General features: G+C 60.8%; 14 protein-coding genes and 1 pseudogene. 1 reads left to right on the forward strand and 14 read right to left on the reverse strand.

Translation table 11 applies throughout. The features are described 5' to 3' along the window. Positions 1 to 90: 90 nt before the first annotated feature. The 13 genes and pseudogenes from ACRESD_RS23945 to ACRESD_RS24005 form a co-directional block, all read right to left on the reverse strand. Complete coding sequence (locus ACRESD_RS23945) at positions 91 to 975, reverse strand: methyl-accepting chemotaxis protein (protein ID WP_431753181.1); 885 nt, start codon at positions 973 to 975, stop codon at positions 91 to 93. Positions 976 to 996: 21 nt separating this feature from the next. After that, positions 997 to 1689, reverse strand: a pseudogene (locus ACRESD_RS23950) (methyl-accepting chemotaxis protein); the annotation flags it as partial. Positions 1690 to 2164: 475 nt separating this feature from the next. Beyond that, entirely contained in the window at positions 2165 to 3454 is a 1290-nt protein-coding gene (locus ACRESD_RS23955) for an adenylosuccinate synthase (RefSeq protein ID WP_431753171.1), read from the reverse strand. Between the two features lie 54 nt (positions 3455 to 3508). Beyond that, complete coding sequence (locus tag ACRESD_RS23960; protein WP_431753172.1) at positions 3509 to 4696, reverse strand: ATP phosphoribosyltransferase regulatory subunit; 1188 nt, start codon at positions 4694 to 4696, stop codon at positions 3509 to 3511. A 290-nt stretch (positions 4697 to 4986) separates the two neighbouring features. Next, positions 4987 to 5853 (reverse strand): protease modulator HflC, encoded by an 867-nt coding sequence (gene hflC, locus ACRESD_RS23965; protein ID WP_431753173.1) that lies wholly within the window; start codon positions 5851 to 5853, stop codon positions 4987 to 4989. After that, positions 5853 to 7028, reverse strand: coding sequence for an FtsH protease activity modulator HflK (gene hflK, locus ACRESD_RS23970; RefSeq protein ID WP_431753174.1), 1176 nt, complete (start codon positions 7026 to 7028; stop codon positions 5853 to 5855). The genes hflC and hflK overlap by 1 nt, the downstream gene beginning before the upstream one ends. A gap of 96 nt (positions 7029 to 7124) precedes the next feature. Continuing rightward, positions 7125 to 8426 (reverse strand): ribosome rescue GTPase HflX, encoded by a 1302-nt coding sequence (gene hflX, locus ACRESD_RS23975; protein WP_010213610.1) that lies wholly within the window; start codon positions 8424 to 8426, stop codon positions 7125 to 7127. A 12-nt stretch (positions 8427 to 8438) separates the two neighbouring features. Then, positions 8439 to 8699: an RNA chaperone Hfq gene (gene hfq / locus ACRESD_RS23980; RefSeq protein ID WP_003188059.1), complete on the reverse strand. Its 261-nt coding sequence runs from the start codon at positions 8697 to 8699 to the stop codon at positions 8439 to 8441. Positions 8700 to 8793: 94 nt separating this feature from the next. Continuing rightward, complete coding sequence (gene miaA / locus ACRESD_RS23985) at positions 8794 to 9765, reverse strand: tRNA (adenosine(37)-N6)-dimethylallyltransferase MiaA (RefSeq protein WP_431753175.1); 972 nt, start codon at positions 9763 to 9765, stop codon at positions 8794 to 8796. After that, the gene (gene mutL, locus ACRESD_RS23990) at positions 9765 to 11681 is read right to left on the reverse strand and encodes a DNA mismatch repair endonuclease MutL (RefSeq protein ID WP_431753176.1); all 1917 of its coding nucleotides are present in this window, start codon (positions 11679 to 11681) and stop codon (positions 9765 to 9767) included. The genes miaA and mutL overlap by 1 nt, the downstream gene beginning before the upstream one ends. Then, complete coding sequence (locus ACRESD_RS23995; RefSeq protein ID WP_431753177.1) at positions 11681 to 13102, reverse strand: N-acetylmuramoyl-L-alanine amidase; 1422 nt, start codon at positions 13100 to 13102, stop codon at positions 11681 to 11683. Before ACRESD_RS23995 ends, mutL begins: the two co-directional genes overlap by 1 nt. Before the next feature lie 15 nt (positions 13103 to 13117). Further along, entirely contained in the window at positions 13118 to 13588 is a 471-nt protein-coding gene (gene tsaE, locus ACRESD_RS24000) for a tRNA (adenosine(37)-N6)-threonylcarbamoyltransferase complex ATPase subunit type 1 TsaE (RefSeq protein WP_431753178.1), read from the reverse strand. Next, positions 13576 to 14436 (reverse strand): NAD(P)H-hydrate dehydratase, encoded by an 861-nt coding sequence (locus ACRESD_RS24005; protein WP_431753179.1) that lies wholly within the window; start codon positions 14434 to 14436, stop codon positions 13576 to 13578. Before ACRESD_RS24005 ends, tsaE begins: the two co-directional genes overlap by 13 nt. A 63-nt stretch (positions 14437 to 14499) precedes the next feature. Between ACRESD_RS24005 and queG the strand changes: the two genes are divergently transcribed. Beyond that, positions 14500 to 15564, forward strand: coding sequence for a tRNA epoxyqueuosine(34) reductase QueG (gene queG / locus ACRESD_RS24010; RefSeq protein WP_431753180.1), 1065 nt, complete (start codon positions 14500 to 14502; stop codon positions 15562 to 15564). Here the strand turns inward: queG and ACRESD_RS24015 are convergent. Beyond that, positions 15561 to 16178, reverse strand: a complete 618-nt coding sequence (locus tag ACRESD_RS24015) for a trimeric intracellular cation channel family protein (protein ID WP_169875734.1) — start codon at positions 16176 to 16178, stop codon at positions 15561 to 15563. The two genes, queG and ACRESD_RS24015, sit on opposite strands and share 4 nt — an antisense overlap. Between the last annotated feature and the right edge of the window lie 124 nt (positions 16179 to 16302).

Here is a 16302-nt window from a genome sequence, read left to right on the forward strand (position 1 = left end):
ACCGCTATCGCAGGCAAGCCAGCTCCTACGTTGGAATGCATTCCAAATGTGGGAGCTGACTTGCCTGCGATGAGGCCAGACCGAACAACCTCAAGCCCGGAACTGCCCCAGACTGGCCTTCAACTGCGCCGCCAACCCATCCAGCACCTTGCCACTAGCGGTGGTCTCCTGCACCGCCTGCGCAGCACGCTCCGCCTGGGCATGGATCACCTCGACCCGGCCACGCACCGCATGGGCACCCTGGGCCTGGTGTTCGGCAGCGCGCGTCGCCAGACCAATCGCCGCATGCACCTGCTCAACCGACGCCTGCACGGTCTGCTGCAAGCGCACGCTGTCGCGCAACACCAGCAATCCTCCGTTGGCCTGGCGCCCGGCCTTGCCGATGGTCTCCACCGCCTCACGCGCGCCCTGCTGCAACGCCACGATATGGGCCTGAATGTCACCGGTAGAGCTTTGAGTCTTACTGGCCAGCGCCCGCACCTCGTCCGCCACCACCGCAAAGCCACGACCGGTCTCACCGGCACGCGCCGCCTCGATGGCGGCGTTCAGGGCCAGCAAGTTGGTTTGCTCGGCGATGCCATGGATCACCGTCAGTACAACTTCGATCTGCTCGCTCTGTTGCGCCAACCGCTCGATCACCTCGGAACCGGCCTGCACCTGCCCCGCCAACGCCTCGATCAAACCGCCAACCTCAGCTGACGTGCGCGAGTTCTCATCCGTGGCCTGGCGAATATCCACCACCTGCTGCAATGCCGCCTGCATGGCATGACTTTCGGCCTGAGCCTCATCCGCCATCTGCGACAGCGCGCGCAAGCTCTCGGCCACCTCGTCACGCTGCAAACCGGCCGCCGCATCAGCACCGGCATTGCGCAGGGTCATGGCGCCAATTTCCACGCCGGTACGCTGGGCCACGTCACCCGCCTCACGCACGATCGGTTGCAACTTATCCACAAAGCGATTGACCGCCGAGGCCATGGCGCCTATTTCGTCCTGGCTGTTGATTTGCACACGCTTGGTCAGATCGCCCTCGCCCGCTGCCAGATCGTCCATCGCCGCGATCAACAGCTTCAGGCGATTGACCACACGACGGCCCAACACGATGGCAATCAACAGCAGCACGCCGAAGCCGACAATGGCGAGCCCCATGCCGATGCGCCAACGCAAGGTTCCAGCAGCCTCCTGCACAGCGCTGGAAGTATTGGCGGTCATCTGGGTTGCAGTGGCTTGCGCCGACTGCAAGCGCGCGCCCATGGCGCTCGCACTGTCGGCAGCCGCGCCCTTGAGGCTGTCGCCCACCAGTTGATCACTGCTGGCAATCAGCGCGGCAAAGCGCTTATCCAGCGCAGCCAGGTCGGCCTCTACCGATGCAGTGGAAACCCCCATGATGACCTTGCCGATTTCCACGCCATTGGGGCTGATGGACGCCTCCACGTAATACACCGACGGGTCGTTCTTGGCGGCATTCAACACCTTGTCCAAGGCGCGGTCGCCCTGACCCTTTTCCAGCAGAGCCTGGTTGATCGGGTTCTCCCGGTTCAGATAACGGGTCAGATGCTCTCCCGCCGCGTCGTCGTACACCACGAACAGCACATTGGGATTACGCTGGGCACGCCGGGCAAACTCCGACAGGGTCGGCACGTCGCTGTCCCACATGGCGCGGGGGGCTACCGAGGCAAGCAGTTGCGCCATGTCATTGGCAGAGTCCTTCAGGTCTTTTTCCAGGGCCGCACGCAGTTGCTTCTGCTCTTCCTGCAGGCGCGACGATAAACCCGTGGTGAGACGCTGGCGCGTACTGGAAGACAGGCTGTCCAGGCTGGACGTGACCTCTTGGCCGGCTTGCGCCAACTCGCCCGACAGCTTCTGACTGTCGACACCCAGTCGATTGCCCAAATCGGCCTCAAGCGCAGTGACCGTGCTCCGCGTCAGAGCGACGGCCACCAGCACTTGCACCAAAAGAGCGATACCAAGGGTAACGAACACGGGTCGCAACAGACGGCTTTGTAACAGTGAGAGAACGGCAGACACTGGGAATCCCTCCACCCTGGGTGCCACTAATCTGATAGCACCGCGAAAGAAAGAAACATAGCAAGGGTCGTGCCGTTTGCCAGGCGCAAACGACAAAGGGCTCCCGAAGGAGCCCTTTGCTTTTTACATCAACAACTTATTAGGCGAACGGATGACGCAGAACGATGGTCTCGTTGCGGTCCGGGCCCGTCGAAATAATGTCGATCGGCGCACCGATCAGCTCTTCGACACGCTTGATGTAGGCACGAGCGTTAGCTGGCAGCTCTTCCAGGGCCTTGGCACCCACGGTCGACTCGGTCCAACCCGGCACTTCTTCGTACACAGGCTGCAGGCCTACGTAGCTGTCAGCGTCGGTCGGCGCAACGTCTTTACCTTCTGCATCTTTGTAGCCGACGCAGATGTTGATGGTTTCCAGACCGTCGAGCACGTCCAGCTTGGTCAGGCAGATGCCCGAGATGCTGTTCACATCGATAGCGCGACGCAGGATAACGGCATCGAACCAGCCACAACGGCGAGCACGGCCGGTGGTCGCGCCGAACTCGTGGCCTTGTTTGGCCAGGTGCGCACCAACTTCGTCGAACAGCTCAGTCGGGAACGGGCCGGAACCTACGCGGGTGGTGTAAGCCTTGGTGATGCCCAGGATGTAGTCCAGGAACATCGGACCAACGCCCGAACCGGTCGCAACGCCACCAGCGGTGGTGTTGGAGCTGGTCACGTACGGGTAGGTACCGTGGTCGATATCCAGCAACGAACCCTGGGCACCTTCGAACATGATGTCTTTGCCAGCGCGACGCAGGTCATGCAGCTCGGCGGTCACGTCCAGCATCAACGGCTTGAGCAGTTCAGCGTATTCCTTGCACTCAGCCAGGGTCTTGTCGAACTCGATGGCCGGCTCTTTGTAGTAACCCACCAGCATGAAGTTGTGGTAATCCACCAACTCACGCAGCTTGTCTTCAAAGCGCGGCATGTTGAGCAGGTCGCCCACACGCAGGCCGCGACGTGCAACCTTGTCTTCGTAGGCTGGGCCGATGCCGCGACCGGTGGTGCCGATCTTCAGCTCGCCACGGGCCTTTTCACGGGCCTGGTCCAGCGCGACGTGGAAGGACAGGATCAGCGGGCAGGATGGGCTGATACGCAGGCGCTCTCGCACCGGCACGCCTTTCTCTTCCAGCTTGGTGATCTCACGCAGCAAGGCGTCAGGTGCAACCACCACACCGTTGCCGATCAGGCACTGCACGCCTTCGCGCAGCACGCCCGATGGGATCAGGTGCAAGACGGTTTTTTCGCCGTCGATGACCAGGGTGTGGCCAGCGTTGTGGCCACCTTGGTAGCGCACTACGGCGGCAGCATGTTCGGTCAGCAGATCAACGATCTTGCCTTTGCCCTCATCACCCCATTGGGTGCCCAGGACTACGACATTCTTACCCATAACACTTGTCCTCATTCGCGCAAACTTGGTGCCGGCGATGGCCGGCAGGAAAACTCAAGAAGCCAGTGGCGATACTTGCCAAAGCCCGTTCTGCAGAATCAATTGCCGGTCGCAGTCCGCTTCACGGGCGGCGGCCAATGGCTGCCCAGGCAAGGCCTGGACGACACGCTGACCCTCACTGCGCAACTGGCAAACCTGCCGCCAGAGTGCTGCGTCCGTACTGTCGGGCATCCAGATGCCACCAGACGGCAGCTCGACCTCAGCACGCCCCAGGGTCACCAGGGTTTTCAAATCGGTGGAAAAGCCAGTCGCCGGACGCGCACGACCGAAATCAGCGCCGATATCGTCATAACGACCGCCTTGGGCGATGGCCTGGCCAACACCCGGTACAAACACGGCGAACACCACACCCGTGTGGTAGTGGTAGCCACGCAACTCGCCCAGGTCAAAATACAGCGGCAACTGCGGGAAACGTGCCGACAACTGCTCAGCAATCGCCTGGACGTCGTCCAATGCAGCCAAGACTGTTGCCGGCGCATTGGCCAAGCGCTCACGCGCAGCGTCCAACACTTCACGACCGCCGCACGGGTTCACCAGCGCACGCAGCATACCGGCGAGATCCGCAGGCACACCCTCGGTGAGGGCGATTACTTCGTCGATGGCCTTGCGTTGCAGGGCATCGAACAGTTGTTGTTCCACTTCACCGGACAAACCGGCCGCGCGGGCCAGGCCACGGTAGATACCGACGTGTCCCAGGTCCATGTGCACATCCGGCACATCGGCCAATTGCAGCATGGCCAGCATCAAACTGATCACTTCAACGTCGCTGCTCGGACTCGCATCGCCATACAACTCGGCGCCCAGCTGGATCGGGCTACGGGAGGACGACAAGGCACGTGGCTGCGCGTGCAACACACTACCGGCGTAGCACAGACGGCTCGGACCTTCGCGACGCAGAGTGTGCGCATCGATACGCGCCACTTGTGGCGTGATGTCCGCACGGAAGCCCATTTGCCGGCCCGACTGTGGGTCGATGACCTTGAAGGTGCGCAAATCCAGATCCTGGCCCGCGCCGGTCAGCAGGGATTCCAGGTACTCGATATGGGGGGTGACGACAAACTCGTAACCCCAGCTCTGGAACAGATCCAACACCTGGCGACGCGCTACTTCAATGCGCGCAGCTTCTGGTGGCAGTACTTCTTCGATGCCATCTGGCAGCAGCCAGCGGTCTACCGTTGCCATTACGCCAATCCCCTTTGATCCAGGCGGCCAGCCCTCGGCCGAGCCTTGAGTGAAGCAGAAAATACCCACCGCCTGCATAAACCACGCGCAAGAGCGACGTGACGAACGGCCTGCTAGCGGCCTCGTCGGGCACTTTCCTCGAAAAACCTGTCACGCCTGCCGAATCAAACATGCAGACGCAAAAAAGCCGGGAATTTCCCGGCTGCCGCATCATACACCCGTTTTCTGAAAGGATCACCCCGCCAGGCGTTTTAGCCGCCCGACGGAGTGCGCCTTAAAGTCACAGGCTTTTATTTGGCTTTTTCCAGGTAGCGGAAGAAATCGCTACTTGGGTCCAGCACCATGACGTCGGTTTTGTTCGCGAAGCTTTCACGGTAGGCACGCAGGCTACGGTAGAACGCGTAGAACTCCTGGTCCTGGCCGTAGGCCTTGGCGTAGATCGCCGCAGCCTGAGCATCGCCATCACCACGGGCCTCTTCAGACTCGCGATAGGCTTCCGCCAGCAGTACACGGCGCTGACGGTCGGCATCCGCACGGATACCTTCAGCCAACTCGTTACCCTTGGCACGGTGCTCACGGGCTTCACGCTCACGCTCGGTGCTCATACGCTCGAACACGCTGCGGTTCACTTCCTTCGGCAGATCGATGGCCTTGACCCGAACATCGACCACTTCGATGCCCAGTTCTTTTTCCGCCATCGTGTTCAGCGAACGCGTGATGTCAGCCATCAGCGCGTCACGCTCACCGGATACCACCTCGTGCAGGGTGCGCTTACCGAACTGGTCACGCAGACCCGATTCCAGACGCCGCGACAAGCGCTCGTCAGCAATCTGCTTGAGGCCGGAGGTCGCGGTGTAGAAACGCTCGGCATCCTTGACGCGCCACTTGGCGTAGGCGTCAACCATCACGGCTTTCTTTTCCAGGGTCAGGAAGCGCTGTGTCGGTGCATCCAGGGTCATCAGGCGAGCGTCGAACTTGCGCACCTGGTTGACGTAGGGGACCTTCACATGCAGACCCGGCTGGACATCCGCCTGGACCACGCGACCGAATTGCAGCAACACCGCACGCTCGGTCTGAGACACGATGTAGAAGCAGTTCCAGGCAGCGATGACCACGACGACACCCACAATCAGGGCTGTCAGCGATTTATTGCTCATCAACGACTCTCCCTGGTACGTGTTTGCTGTTGCAGCAAGTCAGCGGCCACACGGGCACTCGCTTCGTTGGCAGCGGCATTCGAACTGGTCGACGGCGCGCTGGTGCTGCTACGACCACCTTCGATCATCTTGTCCAGCGGCAGGTACAGCAGGTTGTTCTGCCCACCTTTGCTGCCGGTCACGAGAACCTTGCTGGTGTTGCTGAAGACTTCCTGCATGGTGTCCAGGTACAGACGCTCACGGGTGACTTCCGGAGCCTTGCGGTACTCGGCAACCAGCTTGGTAAAGCGATCAGCCTCACCCTTGGCGCGAGAAACCACTTCGTCGCGATAACCGTTGGCATCCTCGAGGATGCGCTGGGCCTGACCACGGGCTTCCGGCACGACGCCGTTGGCATAGGTTTCGGCCTGGTTGCGCGAACGCTGCTCGTCTTCACGGGCGCGGATCACGTCGTCAAAGGCTTCCTGCACTTCACGCGGTGCCGCTGCGCTCTGTACGTTCACCTGGGTGACAGTGATACCGGTGCGATAGGTATCGAGGAACCGTTGCAGGCGCTCCTTGATCTCGCTGGCCATCAATTCACGACCTTCGGTCAGCACCTGGTCCATCGCGGTAGAACCGACGACGTGGCGCAAGGCACTTTCGGTGGCGTGTTGCAGGCTGATTTCCGGCTGATCAACGTTCAGCACGAAGTCCTGCAGATTGCTGATCTTGTACTGCACGGTCAGCGGCACTTCGACGATGTTCTCGTCTTCGGTCAGCATCTGGCCTTGCTTGGTGTAGGCACGCTCACGCGTGACGTTCTCCATGTACTTCTTGTCGATCGGTGGGAAGTAGATGTTCAGGCCAGGCCCGACCGTCTCGTAGTACTTGCCGAAGCGCAGCACCACGGCTTGCTCCTGCTCGTCCACGACATACACGGCGCTGTACAGCCACACGGCCGCCAGCACGACAAGACCCAGGCCCAGCAGGCCATAGCCGCCACCCTTGCTTGTGCGACCGCCGTCGTCACCACCACTTTTTTTCCCACCACCGAACAACCCATTCAGGCTTTCCTGCAGCTTTCGGAAGGCCTCGTCGAGATCCGGTGGCCCCTTGCGGTCGCCATTATTGCGGCGCTTACCACCCCAAGGATCCTGATTATTCGAGTTGCCACCCGGCTCATTCCAAGCCATAGCGCTCTCCATCTGATAAAGCAAAGACGCACCCACGGCGCGCCGACCAATGCTACAGAATGCCTGCTACTGCGGCACAACCGCTTTTTCAGGCTTTTATTGCAAAGTGTGTTGTTCGATGAACTCTGCCGGTACAACGCCTTCACGGCTGACCAGCCGATTCAGCTCCGAGCGCGGCAATCGAACGGCCAGCAAGCTGACACCTTCTTCGTCGTGTTCTTCTTTCTGTACCGCGCCCAACTCGAAAAACTGAGCACGCAGTCGAGCAAAACGCTGAGGCAAGCGCAAGGTGCCGACAAACAAATCGCTGCCCAACAGCTCGGCAATAGCTTGTTCGAGCAATTCCAAGCCACTGCCATCACGCGCCGACAGCCAGACCCGCTGGGGCTTGCCGTTCTCGTCGCGCTGGATTTGTGGCTCTACGCCTTCAAGCAAATCGAGTTTGTTATAGACCTCGAGGATCGGCAAGTCCTGGGCACCAATCTCGCCCAGCACCAACATCACCTGCTCAATCTGCAACATACGGTCCGGTTCGGCCGCATCGATCACGTGCAACAGCAGATCCGAGTTACTCGACTCTTCGAGCGTAGACCGGAATGCTTCGACCAGCTTGTGGGGCAAGTGACGAATGAACCCCACGGTATCAGCCAAGACAATCGGCCCCAGGTCATCGAGGTCCAGACGGCGCAGGGTCGGGTCGAGCGTGGCGAACAGTTGGTCGGCCGCGTACACATCCGACTTCGTCACGTTATTGAACAGCGTGGATTTGCCGGCGTTGGTATAGCCCACCAAGGAAACGGTCGGGATATCCGCACGGGAACGGCCACGGCGTGACTGTTCGCGCTGGCTGCGCACTTTCTCCAGGCGACCCTTGATCTGGCGCAGACGCACCCGCAGCAGACGTCGGTCGGTTTCAAGCTGGGTTTCACCCGGGCCGCGCATACCGATACCGCCACCTTGACGCTCAAGGTGAGTCCAGCCGCGAACCAGCCGAGTGCTCATGTGGTCAAGCTGGGCCAGTTCAACCTGGAGCTTGCCTTCATGGGTACGGGCGCGTTGGGCGAAAATATCGAGAATCAGACCGGTACGGTCGATCACGCGACACTCGAAGACACGTTCGAGGTTACGTTCCTGACTGGGTGTGAGGACGTGATTGAAGATCACCAGATCGGCTTCTTCGGCGTGCACCAGGTCGCGCAGTTCCTCGACCTTGCCGCTGCCAATCAGGAATTTGGCGGTTGGCCGATGACGCGGCACGTTAAAAAACGCAACGGTCTCGGCGCCGGCCGAATTTGCCAACTCCTGAAACTCCTGCGGATCTTCGCGCGCCTCAGGGTCCTGTCCATCCAAGTGAACGAGGATCACTCGCTCACCACCACCGTGGCGCTCAAAGAACAAAGGAGACTCCTATCAGGCGTTACCTGGCTCAGCGTCACCCTGTTCATCACCGGCAGCGCTAGGCAGACGGATCGGACGAACTGGAACAACTGTCGAGATAGCGTGTTTGTAGACCATCTGGCTGACGGTGTTCTTCAGCAGGATCACGAACTGGTCGAACGACTCGATCGTGCCTTGCAGTTTGATACCGTTGACCAGGTAGATGGAAACCCCAACTTTCTCTTTACGTAAAGTATTCAAGTAAGGGTCTTGTAGCGAATGCCCTTTTGACATGTGTCGCACTCCTATAAGGATCAATAATAAAAAAGCGGAAAATAGATAGCTTATGGCCGTCACACCCCCAAGGATAGACGGCAATTGCAAGGACTCAGCTCAATATGGAGACCGTGCCCAAGTATTTCAAGGCGCGTGACAGATTGTCGCTGTCCAGGCTGTCCAACCAGTGCAAATCGCTCCAGCTGCGCAGCCAGGTGAACTGGCGTTTGGCCAATTGGCGCGTGGCGATGATGCCGCGCTCCTGCATTTCGGCCGACGTCAGCTTGCCATCCAGGTGATCCCAGACTTGGCGATAGCCTACAGCACGTATCGAAGGCAGCCCGGGATGCAGGTCACCTCTTGAACGCAGTGCTACGACCTCGTCCACAAACCCCTGTTCCAACATAATTGTGAATCTTTGTGCAATTCGTTCATGCAGCACCTGGCGATTTGCCGGAGCGATGGCCAGATTCGCCACAGTATAGGGCAATTGTGACTGTCCAGATGCGTCTGCATCAGCACTTTGCGCAGTTTGTTTCAGCCTGTGTTCAGTCATGGTCTGACCACTCACACGCCAAACTTCCAAGGCGCGCGTGAGGCGCTGGGGGTCGTTAGGGTGAATGCGTGCAGCAGAGACCGGATCGACAGCCGCCAACTGATCGTGCAGGGCTTGCCAACCAAGGCGCGCGGCCTCTTCCTCAAGCTCGGCACGCACCTGGGCGTCAGCCGGAGGCATATCCGCCAGACCTTCCTGCAAAGCCTTGTAATAGAGCATCGTGCCGCCCACCAGCAACGGGATATTACCCCGCGCAGTGATTTCAGCCATGGAGGCCAGGGCGTCGGTACGGAAGTCCGCCGCCGAATAGCTCTCGGCGGGGTCGATGATGTCGATCAGCTTATGCGGATATTGGGCCAACAACGCTTTTGAAGGCTTGGCGGTACCAATGTCCATGTCCCGGTAAACCAGGGCAGAGTCGACACTGATCAGCTCGCACGGCAACACCTTGGTCAGCTCGATGGCCAGGTCGGTCTTGCCGGCGGCCGTGGGGCCCATCAGGAAAATGGCGGGAGGCAAGGCACTCATCAACGACCGCGCAAGAACAGTTTGTCCAGATCGTCCAGGCCCATCTGGGTCCAGGTCGGTCGGCCATGGTTGCATTGGCCGCTGCGCTCGGTGTTTTCCATGTCGCGCAACAACCCGTTCATTTCCGGCAGGGCCAGACGGCGATTAGCGCGGATGGCGCCGTGGCAAGCCATGGTGCCAAGCAGTTCGTTGATGTGTGCCTGGATGCGGTCGCTGGTGCCGTATTCCATCAGGTCGGCCAACACGTCAGCCACCAGCCGATTGGCTTCGGCCTGCTTGAGCAGTGCGGGAATCTGGCGGATTGCCAGGGTTTCCGGCCCGAGGCGCTGCAATTCGAAACCCAGCTTCTGAAACACGCCGTGATGCTCTTCGGCGCAATCGGCTTCCCGCTGGCTGACCGCCAGGGACTCGGGGACCAACAGCGGCTGGCCGCTGAGACCTTCGCTGGCCATGGCGATCTTCAGGCGTTCGTACATAATCCGTTCATGGGCGGCATGCATGTCTACCAGCACCAGGCCGTGGGCGTTTTCCGCCAGGATGTAGATGCCCTTGAGCTGCGCCAGGGCATAGCCCAACGGTGGAATATCACCGCCGCCTTCCGGCAAGGCAACCGCCGCGCCCGGCTCGGCACCCGGCAGTGGCGCAAAAAACTCGCGATAGGCTGCTTGGGCCTCGGCTACCGGCACTGTCGACTGCGGACGCGGGGTGTATTGATACTGATAGCCAGCCCCCGAGCCGGAGCCCGGCGCCGTATAAGCAGGCTGTTGCTGTGGCGATTGCAGCAAGTTGGCGGCCAGGCTCATTTCGCCTTGGGGACCGAACTCACCCGCCTGCGGACCGCTTGGCCGCACCACCGCCGTCACAATCGGCGCAGACAACTGATCATCCGGTCGCACATCGCCCAGGGCGCGGTGCAGCGTGCCATAGAGGAAGTCATGCACCATGCGCCCGTCACGGAAGCGCACTTCGTGCTTGGTCGGGTGCACGTTGACGTCGACCACCGATGGGTCGACCTCAAAAAACAGCACAAACGTCGGGTGTCGCCCGTTGAACAGCACGTCGCGATACGCCTGGCGCACCGCGTGGGCCACCAGCTTGTCGCGCACCGCTCGACCATTCACAAAGAAGTACTGCAAGTCCGCCTGGCTACGGGAGAACGTCGGCAACCCGACCCAACCCCACAGGCGCAAGCCATTGCGCTCGATTTCAATCGGCAGCGCCTGCTCCAGGAAACCCGCGCCACATACCGCCGCGACACGGCGGGCGCGGGCGGCGTCGTCATTGGCTTCGTGCAGGCTAAGGATCGTCTTGCCGTTATGGCGCAGATGGAACGCCACATCGAAACGGGCCAGGGCCAGGCGCTTGATGACTTCTTGCAGGTGATCGAATTCGGTTTTTTCGGCCTTGAGGAATTTGCGGCGCGCCGGCGTGTTGAAGAACAGGTCACGCACTTCCACCGAGGTACCCACCGGGTGCGCAGCTGGCTGGACCCGAGGCGCCATGTCACGCCCTTCGGTCTCCACCTGCCAGGCCTGATCGGCGCTGCGGGTGCGGGACGTCAGGGTCAGGCGGGCCACGGAGCTGATAGAGGCCAGGGCCTCGCCGCGAAAGCCCAGGCTCATCACCCGTTCAAGGTCTTCCAGGTCGCGAATCTTGCTGGTGGCGTGACGCGCCAGGGCCAGCGGCAGGTCATCGGAAGAGATGCCGCTGCCGTCGTCGCGCACGCGCAAGAGTTTGACACCGCCTTGCTCCACGTCGACATCGATGCGCTTGGCGCCGGAGTCGATGCTGTTCTCCAGCAACTCCTTGATCACCGACGCCGGACGTTCAACCACCTCGCCTGCGGCAATCTGGTTGGCCAGGCGCGGGCTGAGCAGTTCGATGCGCGAGCCGCTGTTCAACTGTGATTCGCTCATTACTGCGCCGCCAATTCAGTGCCAGGAATGGTCAACACCTGGCCGACTTTCAATTCATCGGTCTTCAGGTTATTCGCGCTGCGCAACGTTGCGGGCGAAACCTGGAAGCGCACGGCCAGCATGGCCAGGGTGTCGCCGGGCTGCACGCGATGATCACGTGGGCCCTGGGCGATTTTCCCGGAGTCACGCAGCCAGGCAATGTAGGTGCCTGGCGGCGGGTTCTGCTGGAAGAACTGTCGGATACCAGCGCTGATCGAACGTGCCAGCGCTTGCTGGTGGCTGGCACTGGCCAGCTTGGACGCTTCATTGGAATTGGAGATAAACCCGGTTTCCACCAGGATCGACGGGATATCCGGTGACTTCAACACCATGAACCCTGCCTGCTCCACCCGCTGTTTGTGCAGCGAAGTGACCCGGCCGATATTGCTCAGGACCTTCTGGCCGACGTTCAGGCTGGAGGTCAACGAAGCCGTCATCGACAGGTCGAGCAGCACGCCGGCGAGCATTTTGTCCTTGTCATCCAGGGACACGTTGCCAGCCCCGCCGATCAAGTCGGAACGGTTTTCACTGTCGGCCAGCCAGCGGGCGGTCTCGGAAGTAGCACCGCGATCGGACAGCGCGAACACCGACGCACCGAAGGCGGCGGTCGAAGGTGCGGCGTCGGCATGGATCGACACGAACAGATCGGCCCCCTTCTTACGTGCGATTTCGGTACGGCCACGCAACGGAATGAAGTAGTCGCCGGTACGGGTCAGCTCGGCGCGGTAACCTTTCATCGCATTGACCTGGCGCTGCAGCTCACGGGCAATGGCCAATACCACGTCTTTTTCATGCTGGCCGCGCGAACCGGAAGCGCCGGGGTCTTCACCGCCGTGACCGGCGTCGATCACCACGATAATGTCGCGTTTGCCCGCAGGGGCTGGTGGGAGTGGCGGCAACTTGACCTGCGGCTGCGACGGGTTGACCGGCACGGCAGGTACTGTGGCAACGCTCGGGGTTGGCGCTGGCGGCGGGTTGGCATCGGCGGCGTTGTCGAACAGGTCGACCACCAGCCGGTTACCGTATTGGGCATTCGGCGCCAGGGAGAAGCTTTTCGGGGTCACGACCTTTTTCAGGTCGATAACCACACGCAGATCGGTCGGCGTACGCTGGGCCGAACGCATGGAGGTAATCGGGGTGTTGGCGGTGGACACCTTGAGCGGCGCGGCCAGGGTCGCACCGTTGATGTCGATCACCAGGCGATCGGGCGCCGTCAGGGTAAAGACGCTGTGCTGGACCGGACCAGACAGGTCGAACACCAGTCGCGTGTTATCCGGCGCTCGCCACAGGCGAACACTTTTCACCTGTGAAGCAGCCAGAGCATTGACAGTCATTGCCGCAAGCAACACTCCCACGACAGCAACCAACGCGCGAAAGCGCATACCTAACCCCACCAATTATTTGAATTCCAATGCCAAAGCGGCGCACCAAGACTGGCCGCGCGCGCCCTGGGGCAACAACTTCAACTGACGTCCATGCTCATGCGGCGTAATGGTAATGGTCATGTCAGGCTTTGGCAAAAAGCCTGTGCCTTTATCTGGCCACTCGATCAGGCACAACGCGTCTTCGTCGAAGTAATCCCGAATGCCCATGTACTCCAGCTCTTCAGGGTCAACCAGGCGATAAAGGTCGAAGTGGAAGGCTCGCACTTTGCCAATTTCGTAGGGTTCTACCAGAGTGAACGTAGGGCTTTTCACCGCCCCCGTGTGGCCCAAACCGCGAATAATGCCGCGCGAGAGGGTGGTTTTACCCGCGCCCAGGTCGCCCTCAAGAAAGATCAGCCCTGCACCCGCCGTCACCTGGGCAATGCAATGGCCGAACGCGACCATCGCGTCTTCATCGGCCAGAAAAAGGGTTACTTCAGACACGGCGACTGCTCCTCCAGCAATTGACGAATGGCAGGTATCAGGTCGCTGGCAGCCAGCCCACGACCAAAGGTGCCTTGGCGAGCCCCCGCCGTGGCGTGCAGCCACACAGCCAGGCAACTCGCCTCATAGGCCGGCATGCCTTGAGCCAACAAAGCGCCGACCAGGCCAGCCAGCACATCACCCAGCCCCGCCGCGGCCATCGCGGGATGGCCCTGATCACAACGGGCAACCCGGCCGTCCGGGCTGGCAATCAAACTGCCAGCACCCTTGAGGATAGCTACTGCATTGAATTTCTGGCTTAAAGCGCGCGCTACCTTAAGGCGATCGGCCTGAACCTCGGCTGTCGAGAGCCCCATCAAACGCGCCGCCTCGCCAGGGTGCGGGGTGATGACCGAGCCAGCCGGTAAGTTGACACCGCCCGTTGCCAGTTGATTCAACGCGTCCGCATCCCAGACCTGCGGCTGCCGGGCGTTGGCGGCAACCGACAACAGGCTTTTACCCCAGGACGCCTCGCCAAGGCCGGGGCCAATGACGATGACCGAGATTTTTTCCAGCAACCCCATCAGTTGGTTAGCCGAACTGACGCCAAGGGTCATGACCTCCGGCAAGCGCGCCAGGGCTGCCGGCACATGCTCAGGGCGCGTCGCCAGGGACACCATGCCGGCACCACTGCGCAAGGCGCTTTCCGCGCTCAGCAGCGCAGCGCCACCAAAGCCGCGGTCGCCACCGATGACCAACAGGTGGCCGAACTGGCCTTTATGGGCATCCGGGGCACGCGCAGCCAGTTGCGGCAAGTGGCCGGGCAACAGTGACTGAACGTCGGTTATTTCGTGTTTTATCTGCGGCATGCGTCTTCAAGCTCCGATGTCTGGCAGAATTATACGCATCTAACCCGTGGTTTCTCGTGTCTCATGCCTGCTATTACCTCCGATCTGCCCGCCCTCGCCCAATCGATCAAAGACTGGGGCCGCGAACTGGGCTTTCAACAAGTCGGCATCAGCGGCCTGGACCTGGCCGAGCATGAACAGCACCTGCAACGCTGGCTCGACGCGGGGTATCACGGCGAGATGGAATACATGGGCGCCCATGGCAGCAAGCGCTCTCACCCGGACGAGTTGGTACCGGGCACCTTGCGCGTGGTCTCGCTGCGCATGGACTACCTACCTGGCGACACACAAATGGCGCAATTGCTGGCCCAGCCGGAAAAAGCCTATATCTCGCGCTACGCCCTGGGTCGCGACTATCACAAGCTGATCAGAAAACGCGTGCAACAACTGGCCGACCGCATTCAGGCGCAGATCGGGCCATTTGGCTTTCGCGCGTTTGTCGACAGCGCACCAGTGCTGGAAAAAGCCATCGCCGAACAAGCCGGGCTGGGCTGGATCGGCAAAAACACCTTGGTACTCAACCGCAAGGCCGGCAGCTATTTCTTCCTGAGCGAACTGTTTGTCGACTTGCCGCTACCGGTAGATGCTCCCCACAGCACCGAGCACTGTGGGCGCTGCACCGCGTGCCTGGACATCTGCCCCACCAATGCCTTCGTCGGCCCCTATGTGTTGGACGCGCGCCGCTGCATTTCCTACCTGACCATCGAGCTCAAGAGCGCGATCCCCGAGGATCTGCGCCCGCTGATCGGCAATCGTGTATTCGGCTGCGATGACTGTCAGATCGTTTGCCCGTGGAATCGTTTCGCCCGCCCCACGGCCGAAGGCGATTTCAAGCCACGCCACAACCTGGATAACGCCGAACTGGCCGAGCTGTTCATGTGGGACGAGGATAAATTCCTCAACAGCACCGAAGGCTCGCCCCTACGCCGCGCCGGTTATGAGCGCTGGTTGCGCAACCTGGCGGTGGGCCTGGGCAATGCACCGTCGAGCATCCCGGTGCTGGAGGCGTTGAAGGCCCGCCGGGATTACCCGTCGGAGCTGGTGCGCGAACACGTCGAGTGGGCGTTGAACCAGCACGCTACGCGTTAGTGCACATCGTCGTTGTAGACGAACTTGGGCATTTCCCAGTGAAAGCGGATCGCCAGCAACCGCAATAGAAAACCACTGAACAGCGTCAGCAAAATCGCCTGTTCGCTCGGCAGCTCCAGATACAGGCACAGCATGTAGAACCAGGCGGCAAGGAACGAGACGCTGGCGTACAACTCACGACGGAAGATCAGGGGAATGTCATTGCAGAAGATATCCCGCAAAATACCGCCGAACACCCCAGTGATCACGCCACTGACCGAGGCCACCAGCATGCCGTGGCCCATTTCCAAAGCCGTCATGCAGCCGATCAAGGTGAACGCCACCAGCCCTACGGCGTCCAGCGCCAGGAACAGCGAGCGCAGGTGGCGCATCAGCGGCGCAATAAAGATCGTCACCAGCGCGGCGATAGAGGTCAGCACCAGGTATTCCGGGTGCTTGACCCATGTCAGCGGGTAATGCCCCAGCAATACATCACGCACCGACCCGCCACCCAGAGCGGTGACGCAAGCGATCAACACCACCCCGAACCAGTCCATGCCACGCCGCCCGGCGGACAGCGCGCCGGTCATGGCTTCGGCAGTAATGGCGATGAGGTAGAGCATCAGCAGCATGATGGCGGTCCTTCCAGAGAGGCGCGCAGTCTAATCATTTGGTGATGGCACCAAAAGGGGGCGTTCGGCGAAAGACCGCGTCGACTCTATCGCAGGCAAGCCAGCTCCCACATTTGGATTTGTGAAT

This window comes from Pseudomonas sp., from assembly GCF_050739995.1.
Taxonomy (GTDB): domain Bacteria; phylum Pseudomonadota; class Gammaproteobacteria; order Pseudomonadales; family Pseudomonadaceae; genus Aquipseudomonas.

Bases quoted from the DNA above. Each gene is read 5' to 3' on its own strand.
- ACRESD_RS23960 (WP_431753172.1), bottom strand. From the start codon at position 4,696: ATGGCAACGGTAGACCGCTGGCTGCTGCCAGATGGCATCGAAGAAGTA.
- ACRESD_RS24005 (WP_431753179.1), bottom strand. From the start codon at position 14,436: ATGCCGCAGATAAAACACGAAATAACCGACGTTCAGTCACTGTTGCCC.
- ACRESD_RS23995 (WP_431753177.1), bottom strand. From the start codon at position 13,102: ATGCGCTTTCGCGCGTTGGTTGCTGTCGTGGGAGTGTTGCTTGCGGCA.
- queG (WP_431753180.1), top strand. From the start codon at position 14,500: ATGCCTGCTATTACCTCCGATCTGCCCGCCCTCGCCCAATCGATCAAA.
- hfq (WP_003188059.1), bottom strand. From the start codon at position 8,699: ATGTCAAAAGGGCATTCGCTACAAGACCCTTACTTGAATACTTTACGT.
- ACRESD_RS23945 (WP_431753181.1), bottom strand. From the start codon at position 975: ATGGCCTCGGCGGTCAATCGCTTTGTGGATAAGTTGCAACCGATCGTG.
- ACRESD_RS23955 (WP_431753171.1), bottom strand. From the start codon at position 3,454: ATGGGTAAGAATGTCGTAGTCCTGGGCACCCAATGGGGTGATGAGGGC.
- hflC (WP_431753173.1), bottom strand. From the start codon at position 5,853: ATGAGCAATAAATCGCTGACAGCCCTGATTGTGGGTGTCGTCGTGGTC.
- hflK (WP_431753174.1), bottom strand. From the start codon at position 7,028: ATGGCTTGGAATGAGCCGGGTGGCAACTCGAATAATCAGGATCCTTGG.
- mutL (WP_431753176.1), bottom strand. From the start codon at position 11,681: ATGAGCGAATCACAGTTGAACAGCGGCTCGCGCATCGAACTGCTCAGC.
- miaA (WP_431753175.1), bottom strand. From the start codon at position 9,765: ATGAGTGCCTTGCCTCCCGCCATTTTCCTGATGGGCCCCACGGCCGCC.